The organism is Streptomyces sp. NPDC050564, from assembly GCF_044457265.1.
In the GTDB taxonomy this organism is placed as follows: domain Bacteria; phylum Actinomycetota; class Actinomycetes; order Streptomycetales; family Streptomycetaceae; genus Streptomyces.
Window position 1 is genome coordinate 142,675 of sequence record NZ_JBITGS010000020.1, and the last position, 23,439, is coordinate 166,113.

General features: G+C 68.9%; 18 protein-coding genes and 1 pseudogene. 10 read left to right on the top strand and 9 right to left on the bottom strand.

Annotated features, from left to right (window positions below):
• Positions 1-59: 59 nt before the first annotated feature.
• Genes ACIBK0_RS29905 through ACIBK0_RS29915 form a run of 3 tightly spaced genes read left to right on the top strand, consistent with a single transcriptional unit; the run spans position 60 to position 2,964 of the window.
• Complete coding sequence (locus tag ACIBK0_RS29905; protein WP_399086718.1) at positions 60-821, top strand: (Fe-S)-binding protein; 762 nt, start codon at positions 60-62, stop codon at positions 819-821.
• Positions 818-2,299, top strand: a complete 1,482-nt coding sequence (locus ACIBK0_RS29910; protein ID WP_399086721.1) for a LutB/LldF family L-lactate oxidation iron-sulfur protein — start codon at positions 818-820, stop codon at positions 2,297-2,299. The genes ACIBK0_RS29905 and ACIBK0_RS29910 overlap by 4 nt, the downstream gene beginning before the upstream one ends.
• Entirely contained in the window at positions 2,296-2,964 is a 669-nt protein-coding gene (locus tag ACIBK0_RS29915; RefSeq protein WP_399086724.1) for a lactate utilization protein C, read from the top strand. The genes ACIBK0_RS29910 and ACIBK0_RS29915 overlap by 4 nt, the downstream gene beginning before the upstream one ends.
• On the opposite strand, the gene ACIBK0_RS29920 is transcribed toward ACIBK0_RS29915, so the two are convergent.
• A complete protein-coding gene (locus tag ACIBK0_RS29920) occupies positions 2,937-6,002 on the bottom strand; it encodes a family 78 glycoside hydrolase catalytic domain (RefSeq protein ID WP_399086855.1) in 3,066 nt (1,021 codons plus the stop codon). The two genes, ACIBK0_RS29915 and ACIBK0_RS29920, sit on opposite strands and share 28 nt — an antisense overlap.
• A gap of 362 nt (positions 6,003-6,364) precedes the next feature.
• Between ACIBK0_RS29920 and ACIBK0_RS29925 the strand changes: the two genes are divergently transcribed.
• Positions 6,365-7,519: a betaine/proline/choline family ABC transporter ATP-binding protein gene (locus ACIBK0_RS29925; protein WP_399086727.1), complete on the top strand. Its 1,155-nt coding sequence runs from the start codon at positions 6,365-6,367 to the stop codon at positions 7,517-7,519.
• Between the two features lie 166 nt (positions 7,520-7,685).
• Here the strand turns inward: ACIBK0_RS29925 and ACIBK0_RS29930 are convergent, their stop codons facing one another.
• Genes ACIBK0_RS29930 through ACIBK0_RS29940 form a run of 3 tightly spaced genes read right to left on the bottom strand, consistent with a single transcriptional unit; the run spans position 7,686 to position 9,966 of the window.
• Positions 7,686-8,594, bottom strand: coding sequence for an ABC transporter substrate-binding protein (locus ACIBK0_RS29930; RefSeq protein WP_399086858.1), 909 nt, complete (start codon positions 8,592-8,594; stop codon positions 7,686-7,688).
• 23 nt (positions 8,595-8,617) lie between these two features.
• Entirely contained in the window at positions 8,618-9,289 is a 672-nt protein-coding gene (locus ACIBK0_RS29935; protein ID WP_399086730.1) for an ABC transporter permease, read from the bottom strand.
• Positions 9,286-9,966, bottom strand: a complete 681-nt coding sequence (locus ACIBK0_RS29940) for an ABC transporter permease (protein WP_399086733.1) — start codon at positions 9,964-9,966, stop codon at positions 9,286-9,288. The genes ACIBK0_RS29935 and ACIBK0_RS29940 overlap by 4 nt, the downstream gene beginning before the upstream one ends.
• A 167-nt stretch (positions 9,967-10,133) precedes the next feature.
• Here ACIBK0_RS29940 and ACIBK0_RS29945 point away from each other — a divergent pair, with 167 nt between their 5' ends.
• The 3 genes from ACIBK0_RS29945 (at position 10,134) to ACIBK0_RS29955 (ending at position 12,677) form a co-directional block, all read left to right on the top strand.
• Complete coding sequence (locus tag ACIBK0_RS29945) at positions 10,134-10,916, top strand: ABC transporter ATP-binding protein (RefSeq protein ID WP_399086736.1); 783 nt, start codon at positions 10,134-10,136, stop codon at positions 10,914-10,916.
• Positions 10,917-10,919: 3 nt separating this feature from the next.
• Positions 10,920-12,230, top strand: coding sequence for an FtsX-like permease family protein (locus ACIBK0_RS29950; RefSeq protein ID WP_399086739.1), 1,311 nt, complete (start codon positions 10,920-10,922; stop codon positions 12,228-12,230).
• Between the two features lie 123 nt (positions 12,231-12,353).
• Complete coding sequence (locus ACIBK0_RS29955) at positions 12,354-12,677, top strand: ANTAR domain-containing protein (protein ID WP_399086742.1); 324 nt, start codon at positions 12,354-12,356, stop codon at positions 12,675-12,677.
• A 162-nt stretch (positions 12,678-12,839) separates the two neighbouring features.
• Here the strand turns inward: ACIBK0_RS29955 and ACIBK0_RS29960 are convergent, their stop codons facing one another.
• Complete coding sequence (locus tag ACIBK0_RS29960) at positions 12,840-13,634, bottom strand: RNA polymerase sigma factor SigF (RefSeq protein WP_399086745.1); 795 nt, start codon at positions 13,632-13,634, stop codon at positions 12,840-12,842.
• 448 nt (positions 13,635-14,082) lie between these two features.
• Between ACIBK0_RS29960 and ACIBK0_RS29965 the strand changes: the two genes are divergently transcribed.
• Together ACIBK0_RS29965 and ACIBK0_RS29970 are read left to right on the top strand one after the other, a co-directional pair.
• Positions 14,083-14,877: a hypothetical protein gene (locus ACIBK0_RS29965; RefSeq protein WP_399086748.1), complete on the top strand. Its 795-nt coding sequence runs from the start codon at positions 14,083-14,085 to the stop codon at positions 14,875-14,877.
• Positions 14,878-15,021: 144 nt separating this feature from the next.
• Positions 15,022-16,467: a glyceraldehyde-3-phosphate dehydrogenase gene (locus ACIBK0_RS29970; protein ID WP_399086751.1), complete on the top strand. Its 1,446-nt coding sequence runs from the start codon at positions 15,022-15,024 to the stop codon at positions 16,465-16,467.
• Between the two features lie 843 nt (positions 16,468-17,310).
• On the opposite strand, the gene katG is transcribed toward ACIBK0_RS29970, so the two are convergent.
• Positions 17,311-19,527 (bottom strand): catalase/peroxidase HPI, encoded by a 2,217-nt coding sequence (katG, locus tag ACIBK0_RS29975; RefSeq protein ID WP_399086753.1) that lies wholly within the window; start codon positions 19,525-19,527, stop codon positions 17,311-17,313.
• A gap of 344 nt (positions 19,528-19,871) precedes the next feature.
• On the opposite strand from katG, the gene ACIBK0_RS29980 reads away from it, so the two are divergent.
• Positions 19,872-20,282: a Fur family transcriptional regulator gene (locus tag ACIBK0_RS29980; RefSeq protein WP_399086756.1), complete on the top strand. Its 411-nt coding sequence runs from the start codon at positions 19,872-19,874 to the stop codon at positions 20,280-20,282.
• Here ACIBK0_RS29980 and ACIBK0_RS29985 read toward each other — a convergent pair.
• From ACIBK0_RS29985 to ACIBK0_RS29995, 3 genes and pseudogenes are all read right to left on the bottom strand, one after another.
• A complete protein-coding gene (locus ACIBK0_RS29985) occupies positions 20,248-20,955 on the bottom strand; it encodes a hypothetical protein (RefSeq protein ID WP_399086759.1) in 708 nt (235 codons plus the stop codon). The two genes, ACIBK0_RS29980 and ACIBK0_RS29985, sit on opposite strands and share 35 nt — an antisense overlap.
• Before the next feature lie 302 nt (positions 20,956-21,257).
• The gene (locus ACIBK0_RS29990; RefSeq protein ID WP_399086762.1) at positions 21,258-22,025 is read right to left on the bottom strand and encodes an SDR family NAD(P)-dependent oxidoreductase; all 768 of its coding nucleotides are present in this window, start codon (positions 22,023-22,025) and stop codon (positions 21,258-21,260) included.
• 95 nt (positions 22,026-22,120) lie between these two features.
• Positions 22,121-22,999, bottom strand: a pseudogene (locus ACIBK0_RS29995) (RNA polymerase subunit sigma-70); the annotation flags it as partial.
• Positions 23,000-23,439 lie beyond the last annotated feature (440 nt).

The window sequence follows — 23,439 nt, forward strand, 5'->3', positions numbered from 1 at the left end:
CTGGCACGCGCCCGCCGCGTACCCTGCACTCATCCGATGATCGAGAACAAGGAGCTGCGATGCGTGTCGCCCTGTTCCTGACCTGTGTCAACGACACGCTGTATCCGGACACCGGCCGCGCCGTGGTGAAACTGCTGACCAGGCTGGGCGTGGACGTCGATTTTCCGATGGCACAGACGTGTTGCGGGCAGGCGCACTACAACACCGGGTACCGCCATGAGGCCGAGCCGCTCGCCCGGCATTTCTCCGATGTATTCGGGGAGTACGAGGCGATCGTGACACCGTCCGGATCGTGCGGGGCCATGGTGCGGGAGCTGTATCCGCGCATGGGTGAGCGGGCGCGCGCCGAGGGTCGCGGCGACACGCTGGCCACGACGCTGGCTCCGGTCGTGCCGAAGACGTACGAGCTCACCGAGTTCCTGGTGGACGTGCTCGGCGTGACCGATGTCGGCGCGTACTACCCGCACACGGTGACCTACCACCCCACCTGTCACGGGCTGCGCAGCCTCGGCCTGGGCGACCGACCGCGCCGACTGCTCCAGGCCGTCAAGGGACTTGAGCTGCGCGAATTGCCCGGCGCCGACGAGTGCTGCGGCTTCGGCGGCACCTTCGCCGTCAAGAACTCCGATGTCTCCGCGGCGATGGGCGCCGACAAGGTGCGCAACGCCGAGTCGACGGGCGCCGATGTGCTGTGCGCGGCCGACAACTCCTGTCTGATGCATATCGGCGGCACGATGAGCCGCCTCAACACGGGCATGCGGCCCGTCCACATCGCGGAGATCCTGGCGAGCACGGAAACGGAAGAGGAGCCCTTGGTATGAGCGGGACCTTCGTCGGGATGCCGGCCTTCCCCGAAGCCGCGCACGAAGCGGTGCACAACGCCACCCTGCGCGGCAATCTGCGTCACGCCACCCACACGATCCGCAGCAAGCGCGCCAAGGCGGTCGCGGAGGTCTCCGACTGGGCCGCGCTGCGCGAGGCGGGCAAGCAGATCAAGGACCACACCCTCCGTCATCTCGAGCGCTACCTGGTCCAGTTGGAGGAGTCCGTCACCGCGGCCGGCGGCACCGTGCACTGGGCCGCCGACGCCGACGAGGCCAACCGGATCGTCGCCGACCTCGTGAAGGCGACGGGCGAGACGGAGGTCGTCAAGGTCAAGTCGATGGCGACACAGGAGATCGGTCTCAACGAGGCCCTTCTCGAAGAGGGCATCCACGCCTACGAGACCGATCTCGCCGAACTCATCGTCCAGTTGGGCAAGGACCGGCCGTCCCACATCCTCGTCCCGGCGATCCACCGCAACCGCGGCGAGATCCGGGACATCTTCGCCCGGGAGATGGGCGAGTGGGGCCGCCCGGCCCCCGCGGGTCTGACCGACACGCCCGCCGAGCTTGCCGAGGCCGCCCGGCTCCACCTGCGGGAGAAGTTCCTGCGGGCCAAGGTCGGCATCTCCGGCGCCAACTTCATGGTCGCCGAGACCGGCACCCTGGTCGTCGTCGAGTCGGAGGGCAACGGCCGGATGTGCCTGACGCTCCCCGAGACCCTGATCTCGGTCGTCGGCATCGAGAAGATCGTGCCGACCTGGCAGGACCTGGAGGTCTTCCTCCAGACCCTCCCGCGCTCCTCGACGGCCGAGCGCATGAACCCGTACACCTCGACCTGGACCGGCACCACGGACGAGGACGGACCCCGGACCTTCCACCTGGTCCTCCTCGACAACGGCCGCACCGACGCGCTCGCCGACGAGGTCGGCCGCCAGGCGCTGCGCTGCATCCGCTGCTCGGCGTGTCTCAATGTCTGCCCGGTGTACGAGCGGGCGGGCGGCCACGCGTACGGCTCGGTCTACCCGGGCCCGATCGGCGCCATCCTCAGCCCCCAACTCCGGGGCACACAGAGCGAGATCGACGCCTCCCTCCCGTACGCCTCCTCGCTCTGCGGCGCCTGCTACGAGGTCTGCCCGGTCGCGATCGACATCCCGGAAGTCCTCGTCCACTTGCGGGAACGGATTGCCGAGGGCGGACAGACGACGCGGGACGGCAACAAGGTCGTCCTCAAGCCCGCGAAGGGGCATGCCGCCGAGCGGGCGGCGATGCGCGCGGCCCGCTGGGCGTTCAGCCATCCCGGCGCGCTGCTGACCGGCCAGCGGCTCGCGTCACGGACGCGCCGCTTCCATCCGCGGACGCTGCCGGGCCCAGGCCGGGCGTGGAGTGCGAGCCGTGATCTGCCGGCGGTGCCCGCGGAGCCGTTCCGCGACTGGTGGCAGCGTGCGCAGGGCGGAAAGAAGGCGAACTCGAAGTGAGCAGCAGGGATCTGATCCTGGGCCGGGTGCGGCGCGCGATCGCGGACGTACGACAGGACGACACGCCGTACGAGCAGGCCATTGACCGCAGTTATCTGCGCGAGCACGGTGCGCGGAGTGTCGCGGAGACGGTGGATCTGCTCGCCGAGAACCTGGCGGACTATCGGGCGATCGTGCATCGCACCACCGACGACGAGCTGTCCGACTTGCTCATGCGGCTGCTCGCCGAGCGGGGCACGCGCACAGTCCTCGTCCCGCCGGAGCTGCCGCCGCACTGGCTCAAGGCCGTGGATGCGACGCGCGTACACGACCGAGCCCAGAGCACCCCGGCCGAACTGGACCGCGTCGACAGCGTCGTCACCGCCTGCACCGTGGCCATCGCCGAGACCGGCACCATCGTCCTGGGCGGCGGCCCCGACCAGGGCCGCCGCCGCATCACCCTCGTCCCCGACCACCACATCTGTGTCGTCCGCGTCCCCGACCAGGTGGTCTCCTCCGTGCCCCAGGCCCTGGAGCACCTCGACCCGACCCGACCGCTGACCTGGATCTCCGGGCCGTCGGCAACCAGTGACATCGAGCTGGACCGGGTCGAGGGGGTGCACGGTCCGCGCACCCTGGAGGTGGTGCTGGTGAGCGATCAGCCGAGAGCCGAGGCCACCTCGTAGGGACCGGACGGGAGCCGGTAGGAGGCGACTCCGTTCTCGAAGCCCAGGTACTCGACGCCGGGCACCTGGGCCAGAGGTGTTCTCCCGTCCCGGACGGTGGATGGGTCGGCGGTGGGAATCCGCAGGGTCGCGGTGCTGTTCGCGGGAACCACCGCCCGGTAGGTCAGGGTCCGGCTCTGTGAAACCTCCCACGCGCTGACGATCTCGCCGTACGGCGATTCGTGCGAGCCCGACACTCGCGTGATCTTCCCGGTGGGGTCGATGTGCGGCTGGAGGAAGAAGTGCTTGAACCCTGGGCGGGCCGGGTCCTTGGAGATCCCGGCCACACCCTCGTACAACCATTCGACGACGGCGCCGTAGGCGTAATGGTTGAAGGAATTCATCTCGACCGGGCCGAAGCCGTCCGCCTTCGAGTACGAGTTCCAGCGCTCCCAGACGGTGGTGGCACCGTTCTGCACCGAGAACAGCCATGAGGGCAACTCGTCCTGATGGAGCAGCTTGTACGCCAGGTCGTCGCGGCCTTCGTCGGTGAGGACCGGGGCGAGGACGTTCACCCCGAGGAAGCCCACGGACAGCGTGTTCTGCGCGTACTGCACCCGGGCGCTGTTCGGGTGGGCGCTCTTGTAGGCCGCGTCGTTCCCGATGTTCTCCGCGAGCAGCCTCAGGAGTTCGCGACGTTGTACCTGCGTGTCGTACAGGCCGAGTTTCAGGGCCCACAGCAGTGCGGTCTGGGAGTTGTCCTCGGTGGGGGCGGCGCCGCCCATCTCCGACGCCTTGCCGAGGCTGGAGCGCAGAACGAGGTTGCCCGAGGAGTCGGTGCCGAGGTACTTCGCGACGAACTTGCGCTTGATGTTCGCGAACAGCTCGTCGTACGCGCGGGCTTCGGTGTCGCGGCGGGTGGCGCGCGCCATGTCCGCCATGAGGCGGGTCGAGTGACCGTAGTAGACATCGCTCATCAGCTGGGAGCTGGTGTTCTGGAAGGCCAGCCAGTCGCCGAACACCGAGCCCTGACCCGCGTACGAGTCGCCCGACTTGCCGTGGATCCAGTCGATGTACTTGGCCATGGCCGCCCAGCTGCGGTCGATGACACTGGTGTCGCCGGACATCTGCCAGATGGTCCACGGCAGGATGACGCCCACGTCGGACCAGCCGCTCTCCGGGGCCGGGAAGGCGAACCGGGAACCGGGCGCGATGCAGGTGAACTGGGCGCCGTCGACGCCGTACGTCTTCTGCGACTCGATCAGCGTGTCCTGGAAGTGGCTGAGGAAGTTGACCGCGTCGCCGTTGTAGAGGCCGGTGTTGCAGAACACCTGGGTGTCGCCGGTCCAGCCCTGGCGCTCGTCGCGCTGCGGGCAGTCGGTGGGCACCCACAGGTAGTTGCCGCGCTGGCCCCAACGGACGTTGCTGAACAGCTGGTCGACAAGCGCGTTGTCGGTCGTGACGGTGCCGATGTCGCGGATCGCGGACGTGGCGACCTTCCCGGTGACGCCGGAGACCGAGACGGTGGTGTCGGGCGTGGCTATCGTCACCTGGACGTAGCGGAAGCCGTAGAAGGTCAGCGAGTCCTGGTGCGTCTCGCCGTGCTCCGCTCCCTTGAGGGTGTAGGTGCTGGTCGCCTTGGCGGTGCGCAGGTTGGCCAGGTAGACCGAACCCTTCGGCCCGTCAGCGCCCTCGCTGTCGTCGTTGAGCATCTCACCGAAGCGGAACACGACTTCGGCTCCGGCGGGGCCCTTCAGGGTGTAGCGGGGGACACCGACCATGTTCTGCCCCAGGTCGAAGACCGCGGTGTCCCCGGTGCGCAGGGTCACGGCCGCCTTCGCCGCCTTCTTCGGGTCGGTGACCGACCTGCCGGGATCGGCGACGATGTGGCCCTTGCCGTTCGGGCTGGTGGACTGGCCGGCGACCTGGTTGTAGACGGTGACGACCTCGGGACGGCGGTCCCACTGCTCCATCAGCCGGGCGGTCTCACCGGGGTAGGCGATGAGCCTCGCGTCGGGGAACTTGGCGCTGAAGCCGCTTTCCGTGACCTCCGCCCAGCCGGAGTCGTCGAAGCCGCTCGCCGACCAGCCGGGCAGTTCCCTGCGGGCGTCGTAGGTCTGCCCGTCGTAGATGTCGTCCTCGCGGTAGGGGCCGGTGTCCGTGGCCCGCCACGCGGCACCGGGTTCGGTGACCAGGGACTGGGAGGTCCCGTCGGCGTACCGGATCAGCAGCTTGGCCTTCAGAGCGAGGGGATTGCCGTCCTTCGCGTAGTACTTGCTGTCGTCCAGTCCCGGGATGCCCGTCGCCGCCTCGCTGATCCGGGAGTTGTACCAGCCGTTGCCGAGCACCGCCGCGAGCGTCACCCGCCGCTCCCGCGCGACCAGCTCCGTGACGTCGTACGTCATGTAGTTGACGGTGGTGTCGTAGTTGCTCCAGCCCGGGGTGAGCAGCTCATACGTACTGCGCTCGCCCTGCGGCACCGAGACACGGTGGCCGTTGACGTAGGCGTCGTACACGCCCAGGGCCGATATGTAGAGCCGGGCCTCGCGGACCCGCCCCTCGAGCACGGTCTGCCGCCGGAGCAGCGGCGCCCCCGCGCTGTTCGGGGCCTTGCCCGCCATGCTGATCCAGGTCGCGCCGTCCCAGCCCGACACGCCGTCGGTGCTGCGCAGACCGGTCTCGAAGTGGGCGGGCGGCGCGCCGGTGACGGCGCGGCCGTCCTCGTCCCACGCGGTCACGGTCCAGAAGTAGCGCGTCGAGTCGCGCAGCCGTATGCCGTCGTAGCGCACCGCCACCGAGTCCGCCGACTCGACACGGCCGCTGTTCCACACATCCGCGCGGGCCCGGGTCAGGCGCTCGGGCGAAGTGGCCACCAGGATCTGATACGCCGTCTGGCGCCGGCCGCGGGCCCGGGACGCCATGCGCCAGCCGAAGCGTGGCTCGTCGGTGTCCACGCCGAGTGGGTTCTTGCGGTGTTCCACCGTCAGCCCCGACAGGGAGGTCCGGTCGGAGGCCGGCGCGGCCCATGCCGTACCTCCCGTGCCGACCCCTCCGGCCATCGCCACGACTCCGGCACCCAGCGCGGTGGTGAGCACCGTTCTGCGCCGGACGTTGCCCGTTCCTTCGTTGTGTGTCGCCTCGTTCACGCCGTCATCCCTTCGGCTTCGGAGGAAGCAAGTTGTAACGTTTCACTTCGATTGGCTGCGAAGGTAGTGGCGGCTGAGGCGCATGTCCACCACTCCAACGACGCGACTATCAGACAGAATTCAACAGAACTGACCGCCAAGCGCTGCCGTAAGGTGATCGAGACCCATGCATCGCTCAAGCCGAATTGAAACTTTTCAAAACCGGAATCGGCGGTTCATACACAGGGGGACGCAGCCGGTGAGCGGGTATCGGGCGGCCCGGCTAGCGTGAGGGGATGATCCGGTTCGAGCAGGTCACCAAGCGCTACCCGGACGGCACCACCGCCGTGGACGGCCTCTCCTTCGAGGTCGCCGAGGGCGAACTCGTCACGCTCGTCGGCCCGTCGGGCTGCGGCAAGACGACGACCATGATGATGGTGAACCGGCTGATCGAGCCGACCGCGGGCCGGATCTTCGTGGACGGCGACGACATCGCCACGATCGACCCCGTGCTGCTGCGACGGCGCATCGGATACGTCATCCAGCAGGTCGGGCTGTTCCCGCACCGGACGGTGCTCGACAACACGGCGACCGTACCGACGCTCGTCGGCTGGAAGAAGGCGAAGGCACGGGCGCGCGCCGCCGAACTGCTCGATCTGGTGGGCCTGGACCCGAAGACGTACGGATCGCGCTATCCGCAGCAGCTGTCGGGCGGTCAGCGCCAGCGCGTCGGCGTGGCGCGAGCACTGGCCGCCGACCCGCCCGTACTGCTGATGGACGAGCCGTTCGGGGCCGTCGACCCGGTGGTGCGGGAGCAGTTGCAGGACGAGTTCCTGCGGATGCAGGAGGCCGTGCGCAAGACGGTGCTGCTGGTCACCCATGACATCGAGGAGGCGGTGCGGCTCGGCGACCGGATCGCCGTGTACGGGCAGGGGCGCATCGAGCAGTTCGACACGCCCGGGGCGGTCCTCGGCACGCCCGCCACGCCGTATGTCGCCGAGTTCGTGGGCGCGGACCGCGGTCTGAAGCGGCTGTCGGTCACCGCGATCGAGGTCGACGATCTGGAGCAGCCGCCGATCGCGCGCCTGGACGAGCCCGCCGCGCAGGCCACCGCCCGGCTGGACGCCGAGGGCGCCCGCTGGGCCGTCGTGCTCGATGCCGACGGCGATCTGCACGGGTGGGTCGGCGTCGACGACCTCGCGGCGGGCGGTACGGTCGGCGACCTCGCCCACCGCATGAACTCCTGGGTTCCGGTGGGCGCCCCGCTGAAGCAGGCCTTCGGTGTGCTGCTCCAGCACGACGCGGGCTGGGTCGCCGTGCTGGAGGGGGCGCGTTTCCTCGGCGTCCTGACCCCGGCGAAGTTGCACGAGGCGTTGCGGCGGTCGGTGGACGCGGACGCCCTCGGCGTGTCGCGCGGTCAGGTGGACTTCGACTCGGTGGCGGACGCCTGAACCGTGGACCGGGTGGTGCGCTCCGACCGGTTCGAGCGGTCGAGGACATGCTCGGCAGTTGAAGCAGCCATCCCGCGTTCTGTCCTGCAGAACAGCAGGGCCTCTCGGCGCGTGGACTTTCACCTCCCACCCGGCATACAGAGCACCACTGACACACCCCAGGACCTCACTTCAGCAGGCCCTTGTCCTTCAGATAGGTCCGGGCCACGTCCTCCGGCAGCCGTCGCCAGCTGTCCACCTGTTGGTTCATGGACGCCAAGTCGGCGGTCGTGAGTACGTCGTTGAGCTTGCCGAGCGCCTTGGTGACGCCCTCGCTGCCGGCGCGGGAGCGGTTGACGACCGGCACGATGTAGTCGGCGTTCTGCAGATGCCGGTCGTCGGCGAGCAGGACGAGCCCGAAGTCGTCCAGCGTCGCGTCCGTCGTGGTGGTCAGCACCATCTGGTCCTGGCCGTTCTGCACGGCCCGCTTCGCCTGGGTGGTGCCGACGCCCTTCGGGTCGACGGCGGTGATGTCGATGCCGTACGTCTTCTTCAACCCGGGTTCGCAGTACGGCCGTTGCACACATTCGTCGCCCGCCGCGAGCCGCACCTTCAGACCGGACCTGCCGAGGTCGCTGAGCGTCTTGAGGTGATACCGGCGCGCGTACGCCTCGGTCACGGCGAAGGCGTTCTGGTCGACGGCACTGCCGGGGGCGAGGACGGTGAGGCCGCGAGGCGTGGCCAGCTTGCGCAGCGCGGCCATCGTCGCGTCCAGGTCGGGTGAGCCGGCGGGGGGTGCGTCGGGGCCGTCGGTCTTGGCGTTCAGCCAGTCCGCGAAGGTGGCCGCGTACTCGGGGACGACATCGATCTGGCCGGATTCCAGGGCCGGTTCGTACAGTTCGCGGTTGGCGACGGTGAGCAGGGACGTCTTGTAGCCGGCCTGGTTCAGCAGCAGCGCGTACATCTGGGCGAGCAGGTCGCTCTCGGTGAAGCCGGCCGAACCGATGGTCAGGTGCTTGCTGTCGCCGGGCGACGCGGTGACCGCGCCCCGGGTCTCCAGGGAGGGGCCGGTGGTGCAAGCGCTCACGAGGACCAAGGACACCAGTGTGATGCGTCGCCTCACCGCGAGCCCCTCGCCCAGTGCGGCGCCAGCCGCTCGGCGAACTCGAAGATCCCCTCGACGATCAGCGCGAACACGGCGACCAGGACGGCACCGGCGACGACCTGCGGCGTACTTGCCAGATTGAAGCCCGCCGTGATGATCCGGCCGAGCCCTCCGCCGCCGGCGAGCGCGGCGATGGTGGCGGTCGCCACGAGCTGTACGGCGGCGATCCGCACCCCGTTCAGGACCATCGGGAGCGAAAGGGGCAATTCAGCGTGAAACAACATCTGTCGCCCGGTCATCCCCATCCCGCGCGCCGCCCGCACCACATCGCGGTCGACCTCGCGCATCCCGACGTAGGCGTTGGTGAGCAGGGGCGGCACGGCGAACAGGACGAGCGCGACGACGGTCGGTCCCTCGCCCCACTTCCCGATCGGGGTGAGCAGCAGAAGCACCAGCACGGCGAAGGTGGGTACCGCCCGGCCGACGTTGGAGATGTTGACCGCCAGCGCGCCGCCCTTGCCGAGGTGGCCCAGGACAAGCGCGACGGGCAGCGCGATCAGACAGCTGATGACCAGGCAGACCACGGTCAGCACGAGATGCTGGGCGAGGCGGTGCCAGATGCCGTCGTCACCCGACCAGTGCGCGGAGTCGGTGAGCCAGTCCCAGGCCTCGGTCAGGGTGTTCATCCGCGGGCCGCTCTGGTCCAGGGGGTGATGAGCCGCTGCACACCCAGCAGGAGGACGTCGGCGGCGACGGCGATGACGACGCACAGCACGGACGCGGTGAGGACCTGGGCCTTGAAGTAGGTGTTCATGCCCGCGTAGATGAGGTTGCCGAGCCCTCCGAAGCCGACGATCGCGCCGACCGTGACCAGCGACACGGCCGAGACGGTGGCGATCCGCAGCCCGGCCATGGCAGCCGGCACGGCGAGCGGCAGTTCCACGGTGAGCAAGAGGCGGATGGGCCCGTATCCCATACCGCGCGCGGCCTGCCGGGTCTCCTCGGGGACGGCGCGCAGGCCCGCGAGGATGTTCCGTACCAGGAGGGTCAGCGAGTAGAGGACGAGGCCCGCGACAACCAGCGCGGCCGACAGTCCGTAGAGGGGCAGGAGCAGCGAGAACATCGCCAGCGACGGGATGGTGTACAGGATCGTGGTGACGCCGAGGACGGGTCCCGCGGCCCAGCCCCAGCGGCGGGCGAGTACCGCGAGCGGCACCGCGAGGACGAGCCCGATGAGCACGGAGACCGCGGTCAGCTCGAGGTGTTGGACCACCGCGTCGAGGAGGATCTGGCGGCGGGTGCTCAGATACTCACCGCAGATCCATTCGTTGCGCGCGAGGCAGTCGTCCGGGGGCGCGGTCACGCGTCCATTCCATCGGGGGCGGGCAGGGGTCGGCGCGTTCTGGTGACCCGTACGGGGTGGTGCTGAGTACACCCCGGAATACGGGTTCTGTGCCCCATGTGGTCCCGCCTCTGTCTCCGTAGCTTCGTTGGCATGGCACAGGGCGTGCCGGACGGAGAGTGATGACGATGTTTCGCCGAGCGCGACGTACGCACGAATCGGGACCCGCCCCGGAGGCTCTGCGGCTGGTCAAGGTGAGCAAGACGTTCGGGGTCGAGGAGAGTGCCGTGACCGCCCTGGACGGGGTGACCCTCAGCCTGGCGCGGGGCACGTTCACCGCGGTGATGGGGCCCTCCGGGTCCGGCAAGTCCACGCTGCTGCAGTGCGCGGCGGGACTGGACCGGCCGGACAGCGGCATCGTGATGGTGGACGGCGCGGAGATGACGGGCGGTGGCGAGGCCGAGCTGACGAAGTTCCGGCGCAGTCGGATCGGCTTCGTGTTCCAGCAGTACAACCTGCTGCCGACACTGACCGTCGCCCAGAACACGGTCCTGCCGCTCAGGCTCGCCCGTCGGCGCGTCGACCGTGCGCGAGCCGGGGAGATCCTGACGGCCGTCGGTCTCGGCGACCGGCTCGGCCATCTGCCCGACCAGCTCTCCGGAGGACAGCGGCAGCGCGTGGCGATCGCCCGTGCGCTGGTCACCGAGCCTCGGGTGATCTTCGCGGACGAGCCGACCGGCGCGCTGGACACACGCAGTGCGCGGGATGTGCTGCGTCTGCTCCAGGAGGCGGTACGGGTGCACGGCAGGACCGTGGTCATGGTGACGCACGACCCGGTCGCCGCCTCGTACGCCGACTCCGTCGTGTTCCTCGCGGACGGACGGCTGGCGGGCGAGTTGCACGCGCCGACGGTGGACGCCGTGGCCGAGCGCCTGGCGCACCTGGGCGACGACGCATTGATGGGGGCGTGAGTCATGTTTGCTCTCGCCCTGCGCTCGATTCGCAAGCGCCCCGGGCGCTTCGCGGCGACCCTGCTGTCCGCGTTCCTCGGCGCGGCGATCATCATGATGTTCAACTCGATGCACGACACGGCCGGGCAGCCGGGCGTCGACTCGGTGAGTGCGGAGTCGCTGTCCACCGCGGCGGGCGTCGTCGGCGGTTACGGCACCCTGCTGGTGTTCTTCGCGGTCGCCTCGACGCTGACGGTGAATGTCCGTCAACGGAGTGCGGAGATCGAGCTGTTGCGCTGCTCGGGGGCGACTCCTGCGCAGATCAAGCGCATGGTCGTCGGCGAATCCGTGGCGATCGCGCTGGTGGGCGCGGTGCTGGCGATCGGTCCGGCGATGCTCGGCGGGCGGGCCCTGCTGGACGTCTTCCAGGACAGCGGCCAGGTGCGGCGGTCCGTGGACTACTCCTTCGGCCCCATCGCCCTCCTGTCGGGCATCGACATCACAGTGCTCGCCGCGGCGGGCGCGGCGTTCCTGGCGGTGCGGCGGGCGACGCGGAGTCGTCGGCCCCGGGGCGGCGCACGGAAGTTCCTCGCGTACGCGGCCCTGGCCGTGGGCGTCGCGGCCGTCTGCTCCACGTTCGCCTTCTCCGCGCGGGACGCCGCCCTGATGGCGCCTCCCGCGTACGGCGCGATCCTGCTTTCGGTGGGCTTCGCGCTACTGTCCCCGCGGCTGCTGAAGGGGCTGCTCGACCGGCTCCCGCTGTCGGGGCCGAGCGGCTATCTGGCCGTACGGAACATGCGCCGGCGCGCCGACGAACTGTCCGGTGTCCTGATGCCGCTGATCCTGTTCACCTGCATGGCGACGGCGACGCTGTACATGCAGGCGGTGGAGAACGACGCGATCGATGCCTCGGGCGTGCCGAAGTCCGTCGACGCCAAGAACCTGGAGACCCTCAACCTCGTGGTCGTCGGCGTCATCGTGGTCTTCTCCTGCATCATGCTGATCAACTCCCTGTACGCGGCGACGACTTACCGCGGCCGGGAGTTCGGGCAGCAGCGGCTGGCCGGTGCGACACCGGGCCAGGTGCTCTCCATGATCGGCGCCGAAGGCGTGATCCTGACGGTGACAGGGGTCTTCTTCGGCACCCTGGCCGGGCTCGCGGGAATCCTCCCGTTCACCGTGGTCCGTACGGACGCGACATGGCCGGGCCAGGGCCTGGGCATCTGGATCGCCATCGTCGCGGTGGCGGCGGCGGTGACGCTGGGGACCAGCCTGATCACGGCCCGGCGCGCCCTGCGCACGCCCGCGGTGGCGGCGGTGACACTCGCCGCGTGACCGGATGCTCGATCCGGGGAGGGGCGCCCGCCCGAGCGGGTGCCCCTCCGCCACGCGTTGGCACGCTCCCCGTCGAGTGGCGACGATGTACTCGAAGGACGCGGCCCGATCCCGGAGGGGACGATGAACCACGACGCCAACGAACCGGACCGGATCGTCGAGCTGCGGGAAGAAATAGACCAGTTGAAGGAAGCCGTCACTTCGCACGCCGTCGTGGACCAGGCGATCGGCATGATGGTCGCCCTCGGGCGGGTGACACCCGATCAAGGGTGGGCCGTTCTGCGGGAGGTGTCCCAGCACACGAACATCAAGCTGCGCACCATCGCGGAGATGATCATTGTCTGGGGCCAGAAAGGAGATCTGTCGCCCGATATCTGCGCGGTCCTCGAGGATACGCTCGACAAATACGGGCCCGCCCAGATCCCGGATCCTCCGTCCACTCCGTGACCCGAAACGTGTTTGGATCGGGTCCGCCCCGGTAGTCCGAAGAAAGGCGAGAACCTGGCCAACCATTCCCGGGAGGGTTCGGCAGTGAGCTCGCCGCCTGGCCGCCCGGCACGAGGAGACTCGACCGGGCGGCCAGGTAGCCGTAGCCGTCCGCTCCGGGAGTCATGCCGCATCGGCGAGCACCTGCTCGCGCAGCGTGGCGCAGCAGTTGCTGATCAGACGGGACACGTGCATCTGCGAGATGCCGAGCTCCTCAGCGATGAGGCTCTGTGTCATGCCGCCGAAGAAGCGCAGGTAGAGGATGGTGCGCTCGCGCTCGGGCAGCGCGCTCAGCGCGGGCTTCACGGCCTCGCGGTCGACGACCAGGTCGAAGCCGACGTCGAGCTCGCCGAGAGCGTCCGCCAGGGCATATCCGTCCTCGCTGCCCGGCAGCTCGGCGTCCAGCGAGAGGGCGGCGAAGCTGTCCAAGGCTTCCAAGGCGATGCGTACGTCGTCCTCGCCGAGGTTCGCGCACTCGGCGATCTCGGCGACGGTGGGCTGTCGGCCCTGGATCGTCTGGGACAGTTCCTTCAGCGCGGCGCGCACCCGGGTGCGCAGGTCCTGGACGCGGCGCGGCACGTGCAGGATCCACATGTGGTCACGGAAGTGACGCTTGATCTCGCCCGTGATCGTCGGGATCGCGTAGCTCTCGAACGCGTTGCCCAGGGCCGGGTCGTACCGGTCGACGGCCTTGACCAGGCCGAGGGCCGCCACCTGGTTCAGGTCCTCGATGGATTCGCCCCTGCCGCGGTACCGGCCCGCGATGCGTTCCGCCATGGGGAGCCAGGAGCGGACGATCTCGTCGCGCAGCGTCTGCCGCTCGGGTCCGTCGGGCAGATCGTGGAATCGGACGAAGGCGGCCGCGGTGTCCGGGGCGTCGTCGTGGGGATGTTGCTTCGTTCTGACCGTGGCGGGCATGGTGCTCACAACTCCCTCTTGGGGTGTTGAGTGGACAGTCACCATGGGAGTGCGCGCACACGGACCGCTCCGAGACACCCGCAGCCGGCATACCGACTCCCACGGAGGTGCCTGCTGTCCGAAGCACTAGAATTCAAATTCCCCGATTCAACGCACGCAAACAAATTCGTGAATTATGTGACACCCGGCAATCGACCGGTCCTGGAGTGTGACGGATTTCCTTTTGGCACTCGAATCAGGAAAGACACCCTCAATCGAATGATGGTGCCGACCGCAGGGCAACCGCTCTTCGTATCACCGGGATCATGCCGTTGACCAGGCAATCCGTTCAGGTGTTCAGGTTGCGTTCAGGCCTGCCGCCGCCCTTGGCAACTCCTGCACCAGAGGCCCCCAAGCGATGGCAAAGACCCCTGTGGCAATGCCAGTTCGTCATGTCATCGTGCGGGGCATGAGCACAGAGCACCTCACCCGTCACCGCCGCGTCACCGGCCTCTCCGCAATTGCCCTGGCGAGCAAGGTTCCGGAAGCCACCGTCTATTTCTGGGTGATCAAGGTGCTGACCACCGGCATGGGTGAGACGGCCTCCGATTTCCTGGCCCAGCGGCTCGGGCCCATCCCCGCCGTCGGTCTCGGCGGGCTGGCCCTCGCGGCCTCACTGGCGCTCCAACTCACCGTCCGCCGCTACGTCGCCTGGATCTACTGGACGGCGATCGTCATGGTCAGCGTGTTCGGCACGATGGCCGCCGACGTCCTGCACGTGGGTCTCGGTGTCCCGTACACGATCTCGACCCCGCTCTTCATGGTCGCGCTCGCCGCCGTGTTCGCCGTCTGGTACGCGAGCGAACGGACGCTGTCCATCCACAGCATCCGCACCCGCCGCCGCGAGATCTTCTACTGGGCCACCGTGCTGGCCACCTTTGCGCTCGGCACCGCCGCCGGGGACCTCTCGGCCACGATCGGCCTCGGCTACCTGGGCTCGGCCGTCCTGTACGCCGTCGCCATCGCCGTCCCGGCCGTCCTGCACCGCCGGCGCGCCCTCAACGCGGTCGCCGCCTTCTGGTCCGCGTATGTCATCACCCGCCCGCTCGGCGCCTCGGTCGCCGACTGGATGGCGCTCGGCCACTCCCGCGGCGGCCTCGCCCTGGGACTGGGGCCCGTCACCCTCTCCTGGACCGTCGCCATCGTCGGGTTCGTCGGTTATCTGGCCGTGTCACGCGGCGATGTCCAGGACGTCCCGCAGTAGGTGCACGCTCACTTCGGCACGGACGGTCGGTGCGGACCCGCAGACCAGCCGGCGAGGCCATGCGACCCGATCACGACACCCCATGCAAGATCAAAACGGCGACCGTTTAGCATATGAGCACCGCCTAGCTCGAAAGATAAACTTGTGACTGTCAACGACGACTCGTTCACCAACTGGAAGAACCGCGAGGAGATCGCGGAGTCGATGATCCCCCTCATCGGGAAGCTGCACCGGGAACGGGACGTCACGATCCTGCTTCACAGCCGCTCCCTGGTGAACAAGTCGGTGGTCAGCATCCTCAAGACGCACCGATTCGCCCGGCAGATCGCCGGTGAGGAGCTCTCGGTCACCGAGACGCTGCCGTTCCTGCAAGCTCTCACCGCGCTCGATCTCGGCCCCTCCCAGATCGACATCGGCATGCTCGCCGCGACGTACCGGACGGACGACCGCGGCCTCTCGGTCGAGGAGTTCACCGCCGGGGCCGTCGCCGGAGCCACCGGCGCCAACAAGATCGAGTGCCGGGAGCCGCGCGACGTCGTTCTCTACGGGTTCGGCCGCATCGGTCGTCTCGTCGCCCGCCTGCTCATCGAGAAGTCCGGCTCCGGCAACGGCCTGCGGCTGCGCGCCATCGTCGTCCGCCAGGGGGGCGAGCAGGACATCGTCAAGCGCGCCTCACTGCTGCGCCGCGACTCGATCCACGGCCAGTTCCAGGGCACGATCACCGTCGACGAGGCGAACAGCACGATCATCGCCAACGGCAACGAGATCAAGGTGATCTACGCGGGCGACCCGTCGGAGGTCGACTACACGGCGTACGACATCAAGAACGCCATCCTCATCGACAACACCGGCAAGTGGCGCGACCGCGAGGGCCTGTCCCAGCACCTGCGTCCCGGCATCGACAAGGTCGTCCTGACCGCGCCGGGCAAGGGTGACGTCCCGAACATCGTGCACGGCGTCAACCACGACACGATCAAGCCGGACGAGCAGATCCTCTCCTGCGCCTCCTGCACCACCAACGCGATCGTCCCGCCGCTGAAGGCGATGGCGGACGAGTACGGCGTCCTGCGTGGCCACGTGGAGACCGTCCACTCGTTCACCAACGACCAGAACCTGCTGGACAATTACCACAAGGCCGACCGCCGCGGCCGCTCGGCGCCGCTCAACATGGTCATCACCGAGACCGGTGCCGCTTCCGCCGTCGCCAAGGCGCTGCCGGACCTCAAGGCACCGATCACCGGCAGCTCGATCCGCGTCCCGGTGCCGGACGTCTCGATCGCGATCCTCAGCCTGCGGCTCGGCCGCGAGACCACTCGCGACGAGGTCCTGGACTACCTCCGCGACGTGTCGCTGACCTCGCCGCTCAAGCGCCAGATCGACTTCACCACCGCCCCCGACGCGGTCTCCAGCGACTTCATCGGCTCGCGCCACTCCTCGATCGTCGACGCCGGCGCCACCAAGGTCGACGGGGACAACGCGATTCTGTACCTGTGGTACGACAACGAGTTCGGCTACTCCTGCCAGGTCATCCGCGTCGTCCAGCACGTCTCCGGGGTGGAGTACCCGACGTACCCGAGCCCGGCGGTCTGAACCGGCGGTCTGAACCCGGCGGACCGACCGGTCCCGTGTCCGGTCGGGCGGGGCGTGCGAGGCGGGCGATGAGAGGGCGACCGATCCCGATCGGCATCCGGTTGCCCTCCCGCCGAACGCCCAGCCCGTCGGCCTGGCGGAACCCGTCGCACGGTGCCGGTTCGTACGCCCCCGGCCCGTATCGCCTGCTTTCGGGTCGTCAGGGGGCTTACGGTTCACCGGAGTCAGGGGGCTACGGTTCGCCGGAGTGAGAGGTCTTCCGGTTCGCCGGAGCCAGGGATCGCAGGCGTCCTGCCGGCCGCACGCGCCGCAGACGACCAGGCGCAGGGCCCGGTCGCTGAAGTGCTCGACGGTGGCGTACGGGCGGAGCCGGTCACCGCTCACGCCGCATCGCGGACCGACCGCGAACAGGCCGGGGCAGTCGAAGTCGGCGACAGCCGCGGAGCCTTCACGGCTGTCACCCCCAACGGCGGGCGTGGATGCGGCGGTTGACCACAGGCGCATGATCATGGCTGCCACAGCGTCCGTCATACGGTCCGTGCCCTCCGCGAGGCACACGGCGAGGAAGCCGGTCGCTCGTCCTGCCGCCGATACGAAAACGGGGCGGGCACGCTCTCCCGGTGCGGCATGGGGAGACGCCATTGCGCACGCTTACGAACACTGGCCCGTGGGAAGCCGGTTGAAGGGGCGTCAGCGCGTCGGCACGACGCGTAAACAACCGAACGCGCCCCCTCCCCCACCCCGCGCGATCCTCTCGACGTCGCGCCGAAGGCGGACGAGGTCGAGATCCCACGGACCGAGGGCGTCCAGGCCGACCCGTGCGGGCCGGCCTGGACGTCGTGATCAGACGAGGTCGAACCGGTCCAGGTTCATGACCTTGTCCCACGCAGCGACGAAGTCCTTCACGAACTTCTCCTTCGCGTCGTCGCTCGCGTAGACCTCCGCGAGTGCGCGCAGCTCGGAGTTCGAGCCGAAGACGAGGTCGGCACGAGTGCCGGTCCACTTGACTTCGCCGGTGGCGTCGTCGCGGCCCTCGAAAGTGTTCTGGTCCTCCGAGGTCGCCTTCCACGTCGTGCCCAGGTCGAGCAAGTTGACGAAGAAGTCGTTCGTCAGCTTGCCCGGAGTGCCGGTGAGGACACCGAGCGACGTCTGCTGGTGGTTGGCACCCAGGACGCGCAGGCCACCGACCAGGACGGTCAGCTCGGGGGCGCTCAGGCTCAGCAGGTTCGCCCTGTCGAGCAGCAGGTACTCGGCCGGGAGGCGGTTGCCCTTGCCCTGGTAGTTGCGGAAGCCGTCGGCGGTGGGCTCCAGCGCGGCGAAGGACTCCGCGTCGGTGTGCTCCTCCGTGGCGTCCACACGGCCCGGCGCGAACGGCACCTCGACGTCGTAACCGGCGTCCTTGGCGGCCTTCTGCACGGCGGCGGCACCACCGAGGACGATCAGGTCGGCGAGGGAGACCTTCTTGGCGCCGGAGTTGAACTCCGCCTGGATGCCCTCGAGGACACGCAGCACCTGCGCCAGCTCGTCGGGCTCGTTGACCTCCCACCCGGCCTGCGGCTGCAGTCGGATGCGGGCGCCGTTGGCACCACCGCGCTTGTCGCTGGTGCGGAACGTGGAGGCCGAGGCCCACGCAGTGGACACCAGCTGCGAGACGGTCAGGCCCGAGTCGAGCAGCTTGACCTTGAGGGCCGCGACGTCGGCGGCGTCGACGGGCTCACCCTCGGCCTCCGGCAGCGGGTCCTGCCACAGCAGCGTCTCCTCCGGGACCTCAGCGCCGAGGTACAGCGACTTCGGGCCCATGTCACGGTGGGTCAGCTTGTACCAGGCGCGGGCGAAGGCGTCCGCGAACTCCTCGGGGTTCTCGTAGAAGCGACGCGAGATCTGCTCGTAGACCGGGTCGAACTTCAGCGAGAGGTCCGTGGTGAGCATCGTCGGGAGCTTCTTCTTCGACGGGTCGTGCGCGTCGGGGATGATCGCCTCGGCGTTCTTCGCCACCCACTGGTGGGCACCGGCCGGGCTCGCCGACAGCTCGTACTCGTACTCGAAGAGGTTCTTGAAGAACCCGTTGCTCCACTGGGTCGGGGTGGCCGTCCAGGTGACCTCGAGGCCACTGGTGATCGCGTCGCCGCCCTTGCCGGTGCCGTACGTGCTCTTCCAGCCGAGGCCCTGGGCCTCGATCGGGGCGGCCTCGGGGTCGGCGCCGACGTGGTCCGCCGGGCCCGCACCGTGGGTCTTGCCGAAGGTGTGACCGCCCGCGATCAGGGCGACCGTCTCCTCGTCGTTCATCGCCATGCGGCGGAAGGTCTCGCGGATGTCACGGGCCGCGGCGATCGGGTCCGGGTTGCCGTTCGGGCCCTCCGGGTTGACGTAGATGAGGCCCATCTGGACCGCGCCGAGCGGGTTCTCCAGCTCACGGTCGCCGGTGTAGCGCTGGTCGTCGAGCCAGGTGGTCTCGGGACCCCAGTAGACGTCCTCCTCCGACTCCCAGACGTCCTCACGGCCACCGCCGAAGCCGAAGGTCTTGAAGCCCATCGACTCCAGGGCGACGTTGCCGGCGAGAATCATGAGGTCGGCCCACGACAGGCTCTTGCCGTACTTCTTCTTGACCGGCCACAGCAGACGGCGGGCCTTGTCGAGGTTGCCGTTGTCCGGCCAGCTGTTGAGCGGGGCGAAGCGCTGCTGACCGGCACCGGCGCCGCCACGGCCGTCGCTGATGCGGTAGGTGCCCGCGCTGTGCCAGGCCATGCGGATCATGAACGGGCCGTAGTGACCGAAGTCGGCCGGCCACCAGTCCTTCGAATCCGTCAGGACATCACCGATGTCCCGTTTCACGGCCGCGAGGTCGAGGCCCTTGAACGCCTCGGCATAGTCGAACTCCTCACCGAGAGGGTTGGCCACGGCGGGGTTCTTGGCAAGGATCTTCAGGTTCAGCCGCTCCGGCCACCACTGGCGGTTTCCGCCGCCCTGGGTGGGGTGCGCGGCGCGCCCGTGCGCGACCGGGCAGCCACCCGTCTCCTCCAGCTTGGGGTCTGTGACGATCGCGTCGTGGTTCTCAGTCATGGGAATCCTTCCGGACGGGGCGGATCTCGGTGCTCAGGAACTGCGGGCAGTGGAACAGTCGGGGCGCACGCCCCGGAGTGCGTGGAGGGGCCTCACTCACGACGTGAACGGGGGTGTGGCGCGCGTGATCGCGCACCCCGGAGGCAATCGCCTCGACGCCGAGGTGGTCCCTCACTCTGTCTCCCGCCGTACTGGAGTCTTCTTGTCCCTTGGCTATCGCCGGAACCGATCCTACGATGGACAGAATCCAAGTCAAGAAGCGTGCCAAGCCCACATCCAATCGGAACCCGGACGTCCACCGATAAATCTTGCGTATCCAACTGAGCCCGAATAGGTGAACAGATATGAGTGACCTGCTGGAGCGACTGCGAGAGCGCGGCTGGCGGATGACCTCCCAGCGGCGTGTCGTTGCGGAGGTCCTCGACGGCGACCATATGCATCTCACGGCCGACGAGGTGCATGCCCGTGCGGCACTGCGGCTGCCCGAGATCTCCCGGGCAACCGTCTACAACGCCCTGGGCGAGCTGGTCTCCCTCGGCGAGGTCACCGAGGTCTCCACCGACGGCCGCGCCAAGCGCTACGACCCCAACGCGCACCACCCGCACCAGCACCTGGTGTGCTCCCACTGCGGCACCATCCGCGATGTCCATCCGGCCGGCAATCCACTCGCCGACCTACCGGCGGAGGAACGCTTCGGCTTCACGGTGTCCGAGGTCGAGGTCACCTATCGGGGCCTGTGCCCGTCCTGCGCCTAGGCATCCGCAGCGGCGAGAGCCACTGACCGGCTCGACCTTGCCGCCCACTCTCCGGGGCGTTGGAGCCCGTGGGGAAGTGGGCGCAGTGGCTCATCTCGACGAGTTCACCATCGCCCTCGGCCAGCGCCGGGAGGTAGGACAGCGAGCTGTTGTGTTCGCCGTACATGAACATCCTCGGTGCGGGAGTCCGAGGAACCGGTCGAGCAGGCAGGGTCCACGGGATGCGGGCGTATCCCCCGGGCAGCGGACAGTGTTCAAGGTCAGGTCCGTGGAGATAGGGCAGGCTGATCAGCAGGTGGTCGCAGGCCGAACCCGGCACCCACGGTTCGCCGATCGGCATGCTGTGCTCGAGGTCGAGCTGATGCCCCCCGCAGTGGTAGTAGGCGATCATCGCCATGAGCTCGACGAACCGCTGGTCGCGGACGTGGGCGGTCATGACGAACTCGAGTCCATGGCCGTCCTTCTCCATCGCGGCCCAGCACCCGGCGGTCACATAGGCCCAGCTGTCGCTGCGGGGACCAGGCCCCACAACGAGAACGCACAGGCCGTCGACTACTACCTCTCGCCGTTCCGGCCCCAGGTCGAAGTCGACGACCTCCACGCAATGCCCGTCGAAGAACGCCCGGACATGTGACTCAACGGCCTCCGCGGCCGGCAGCCTCGCATCACTCACCGCGCGATCATCTCAGAGCTCAATCGACCGCCCCCCGCTGCTCACTCGGCGTCCTTGAGCTGCGGGCATCTGCCGCGAATACGCGCCGCCTCACCATGCGACCTCACCAGTGTCAGCCAGTCCCCGAGTGGCTTCGGCGGCGGTGCCGCGGCTTCGCGCCCAGAGGGGCCCGAAGGCTGAGGAAGGGGAAGCCATCGTTGCGTGAGCGCGTCCGCACAACTCGCCTGTGTGTCTTGGACGTCGGTGCTGTTGAACGAGCGAAGTGTGGGTTGGCGCGAGCTCACCGTCGCCAGGCAGTCGTGTCAGCTGGGGAACATCCCCGCGGTGGCGTTGACCCAGGTGCCGGTGATGGCGGCACCAGCGTCGGAGGCGAGGAACGTTGCCAGTGCGGCGATGTCTGCGATCCTCGGCGAGCGCTTCGTCATACGCAGGCTGTCGAGGTGGCTTAGGACGCCCCGCAGGGATGCGTCGTCCATGACCGGGCCGCCGGCGGCGACGAGCTTTTGGGGCGTCAGACTGTCGGCGACGCCCGCGGTCCAGATCCCGCATACCCGCACCCCGGCCGACCCGGTTTCCTGGGCGAGTTGGCGGACCAGCGCGTCGATCGCCCCGTCGGCCGCACCGGTGCCACCCATCATCGGGCTGCCGTTGGCCGATGCGCTGTCGAGCGCGAGGATCACGCCCGAGCCCTGCGCGACCATGCGGCGGGCCGCGGCCCGTGCGGTGATGAACTGGCAGGCGAGGCCCTGCACGACCGGACGGGTGTAGTCCTCGACGGACATCTCGGTGAGTGGTACGCCCTGGAGGTCACCGCGCGGCACCAGGTTGAAGGAGACGTCGATACCACCGGCCCGCTCGGCGACTGAGGAAGCGTGCGCCTCGACGGCCTGCTCGTCACGGGCGTCGAGCACATCGTATTCGGCGCCGATCTTGGTGGCGACGTTCTTCAGGGTGGCTTCCGTGCGGCCGACGAGGAACACCCGCGCCCCGGCTTGGGCATACGCTTTCGCGATGCCCGCGCCCAGCGAACCCGCTCCACCGTAGATGACCGCGACCTTGTCGTTCAGCATGGCTCTCGCCCCTTCGCAGTTGGCGGGCGCCGCTGTGCGCCCGACACTGCGTATGACGTCGCTGCCGCAGAAACTCATCGTCGGGAGGTCACCGATCACAGGGTCATCGGCAGCCCGAACGCAGCGAACAGGTGCGGCTCGAAGGACATGATCTCGGCGATCCGTCCCTCCTCGATGCGGATGACGTCGAGCACTTGGGCACGGAAGACGCTGGTGCCGGGCCGCTGGAGGTAACCGGCGACCGCCAACTGGCCGTTGGCACGCACGGGCAGGTGTTTCCAGTGCCCTGCGAACGTGGGCGACGCGGGATCCAGGTTCGCCCGCACGAAGGCGAACAACGCGTCGCGGGTGGTGAACCAGAACGGGTTCGGCGGCATGGTCAGCACCGCGTCCTCGCGTACGAGCTCGACCATCGCATCGATGTCGGCCCGTGCGGCCGCCTCCATGTAGCGCCGCAGCAGGCCCAGGTCTTCTGCGCTCGGCTCCCTCGCCGCCCAGTCCTCGCGCCGATGCGGCAGTGCCCCTCGCAGCGCGGACCTGCCACGCTGCACCGCGCTGTTCGCCGAGGCCACGCTCACGCCCAGCACATCGGCCGCTTCCCGGGCGGACCAGCCGGCCACGTCGCGCAGGATCACCGCCGCCCGCTGCCGGGGCGGCAGGTGCTGGATCGCGGTCAGGAAGACCAGTTCAAGTGTCTCGCTCGCCACGGCCTGCTGGTCGGGATCCTGCCGGACAGCGGGCTGCTCGAGCAGTTGGTCGTCGGGGAACGGCTGCAGCCAGGGCATCCGCGGCGGCGGTGGCCCGTCACCGCTGTCCACGCCCGCCACCGGCTCGTACGCCATCGGGCGGCGGCGGTGCTTGCGCAGGAAGTCCAGACATACATTGGTCGCGATCTTGTAGAGCCAGGCCCGCGGGTTGTCGACGCCGGCAAGCGTCCCGCGCGCCCGCCAAGCCCTCAAGAACGCCTCCTGCGTGAGGTCCTCGGCCTAGTCGTATGAGCCGAGCAGGCGGTAGCAGTGCACCCGCAGCTCGCTCCGGTGCTCCTCGGTGAGGGCGGCGAAGGCGTCGTCACCGAGATTCGTCACGCAACTCGGCGTGACGCTTTCCGGCTCGGTGACGACTTGCGTGACGGATTGGGCGGCTGACGCCGACGCTGCGGGATCTTCTCGCGTCGGCGTGACGCTATCCGGCTCGGTGACAACTGGCGTGACGGATTGGGCGGCTGACGCCGACGCTGCGGGATCTTCCCGCGCCTCACGGGCCAACCTCCGCAACGTCCCCACCCGAGCGGACAGGGCCTCGACGTCGGCGTAGAAGGCAAGTGGCGGAGTCGGCCTCAGCCGCCGCAGTCGGTCCCTGATATCGGCGAGCAACTCCGCGACGGGCGCGCCCGCCGCCCGCTGCCGCTCTCGGT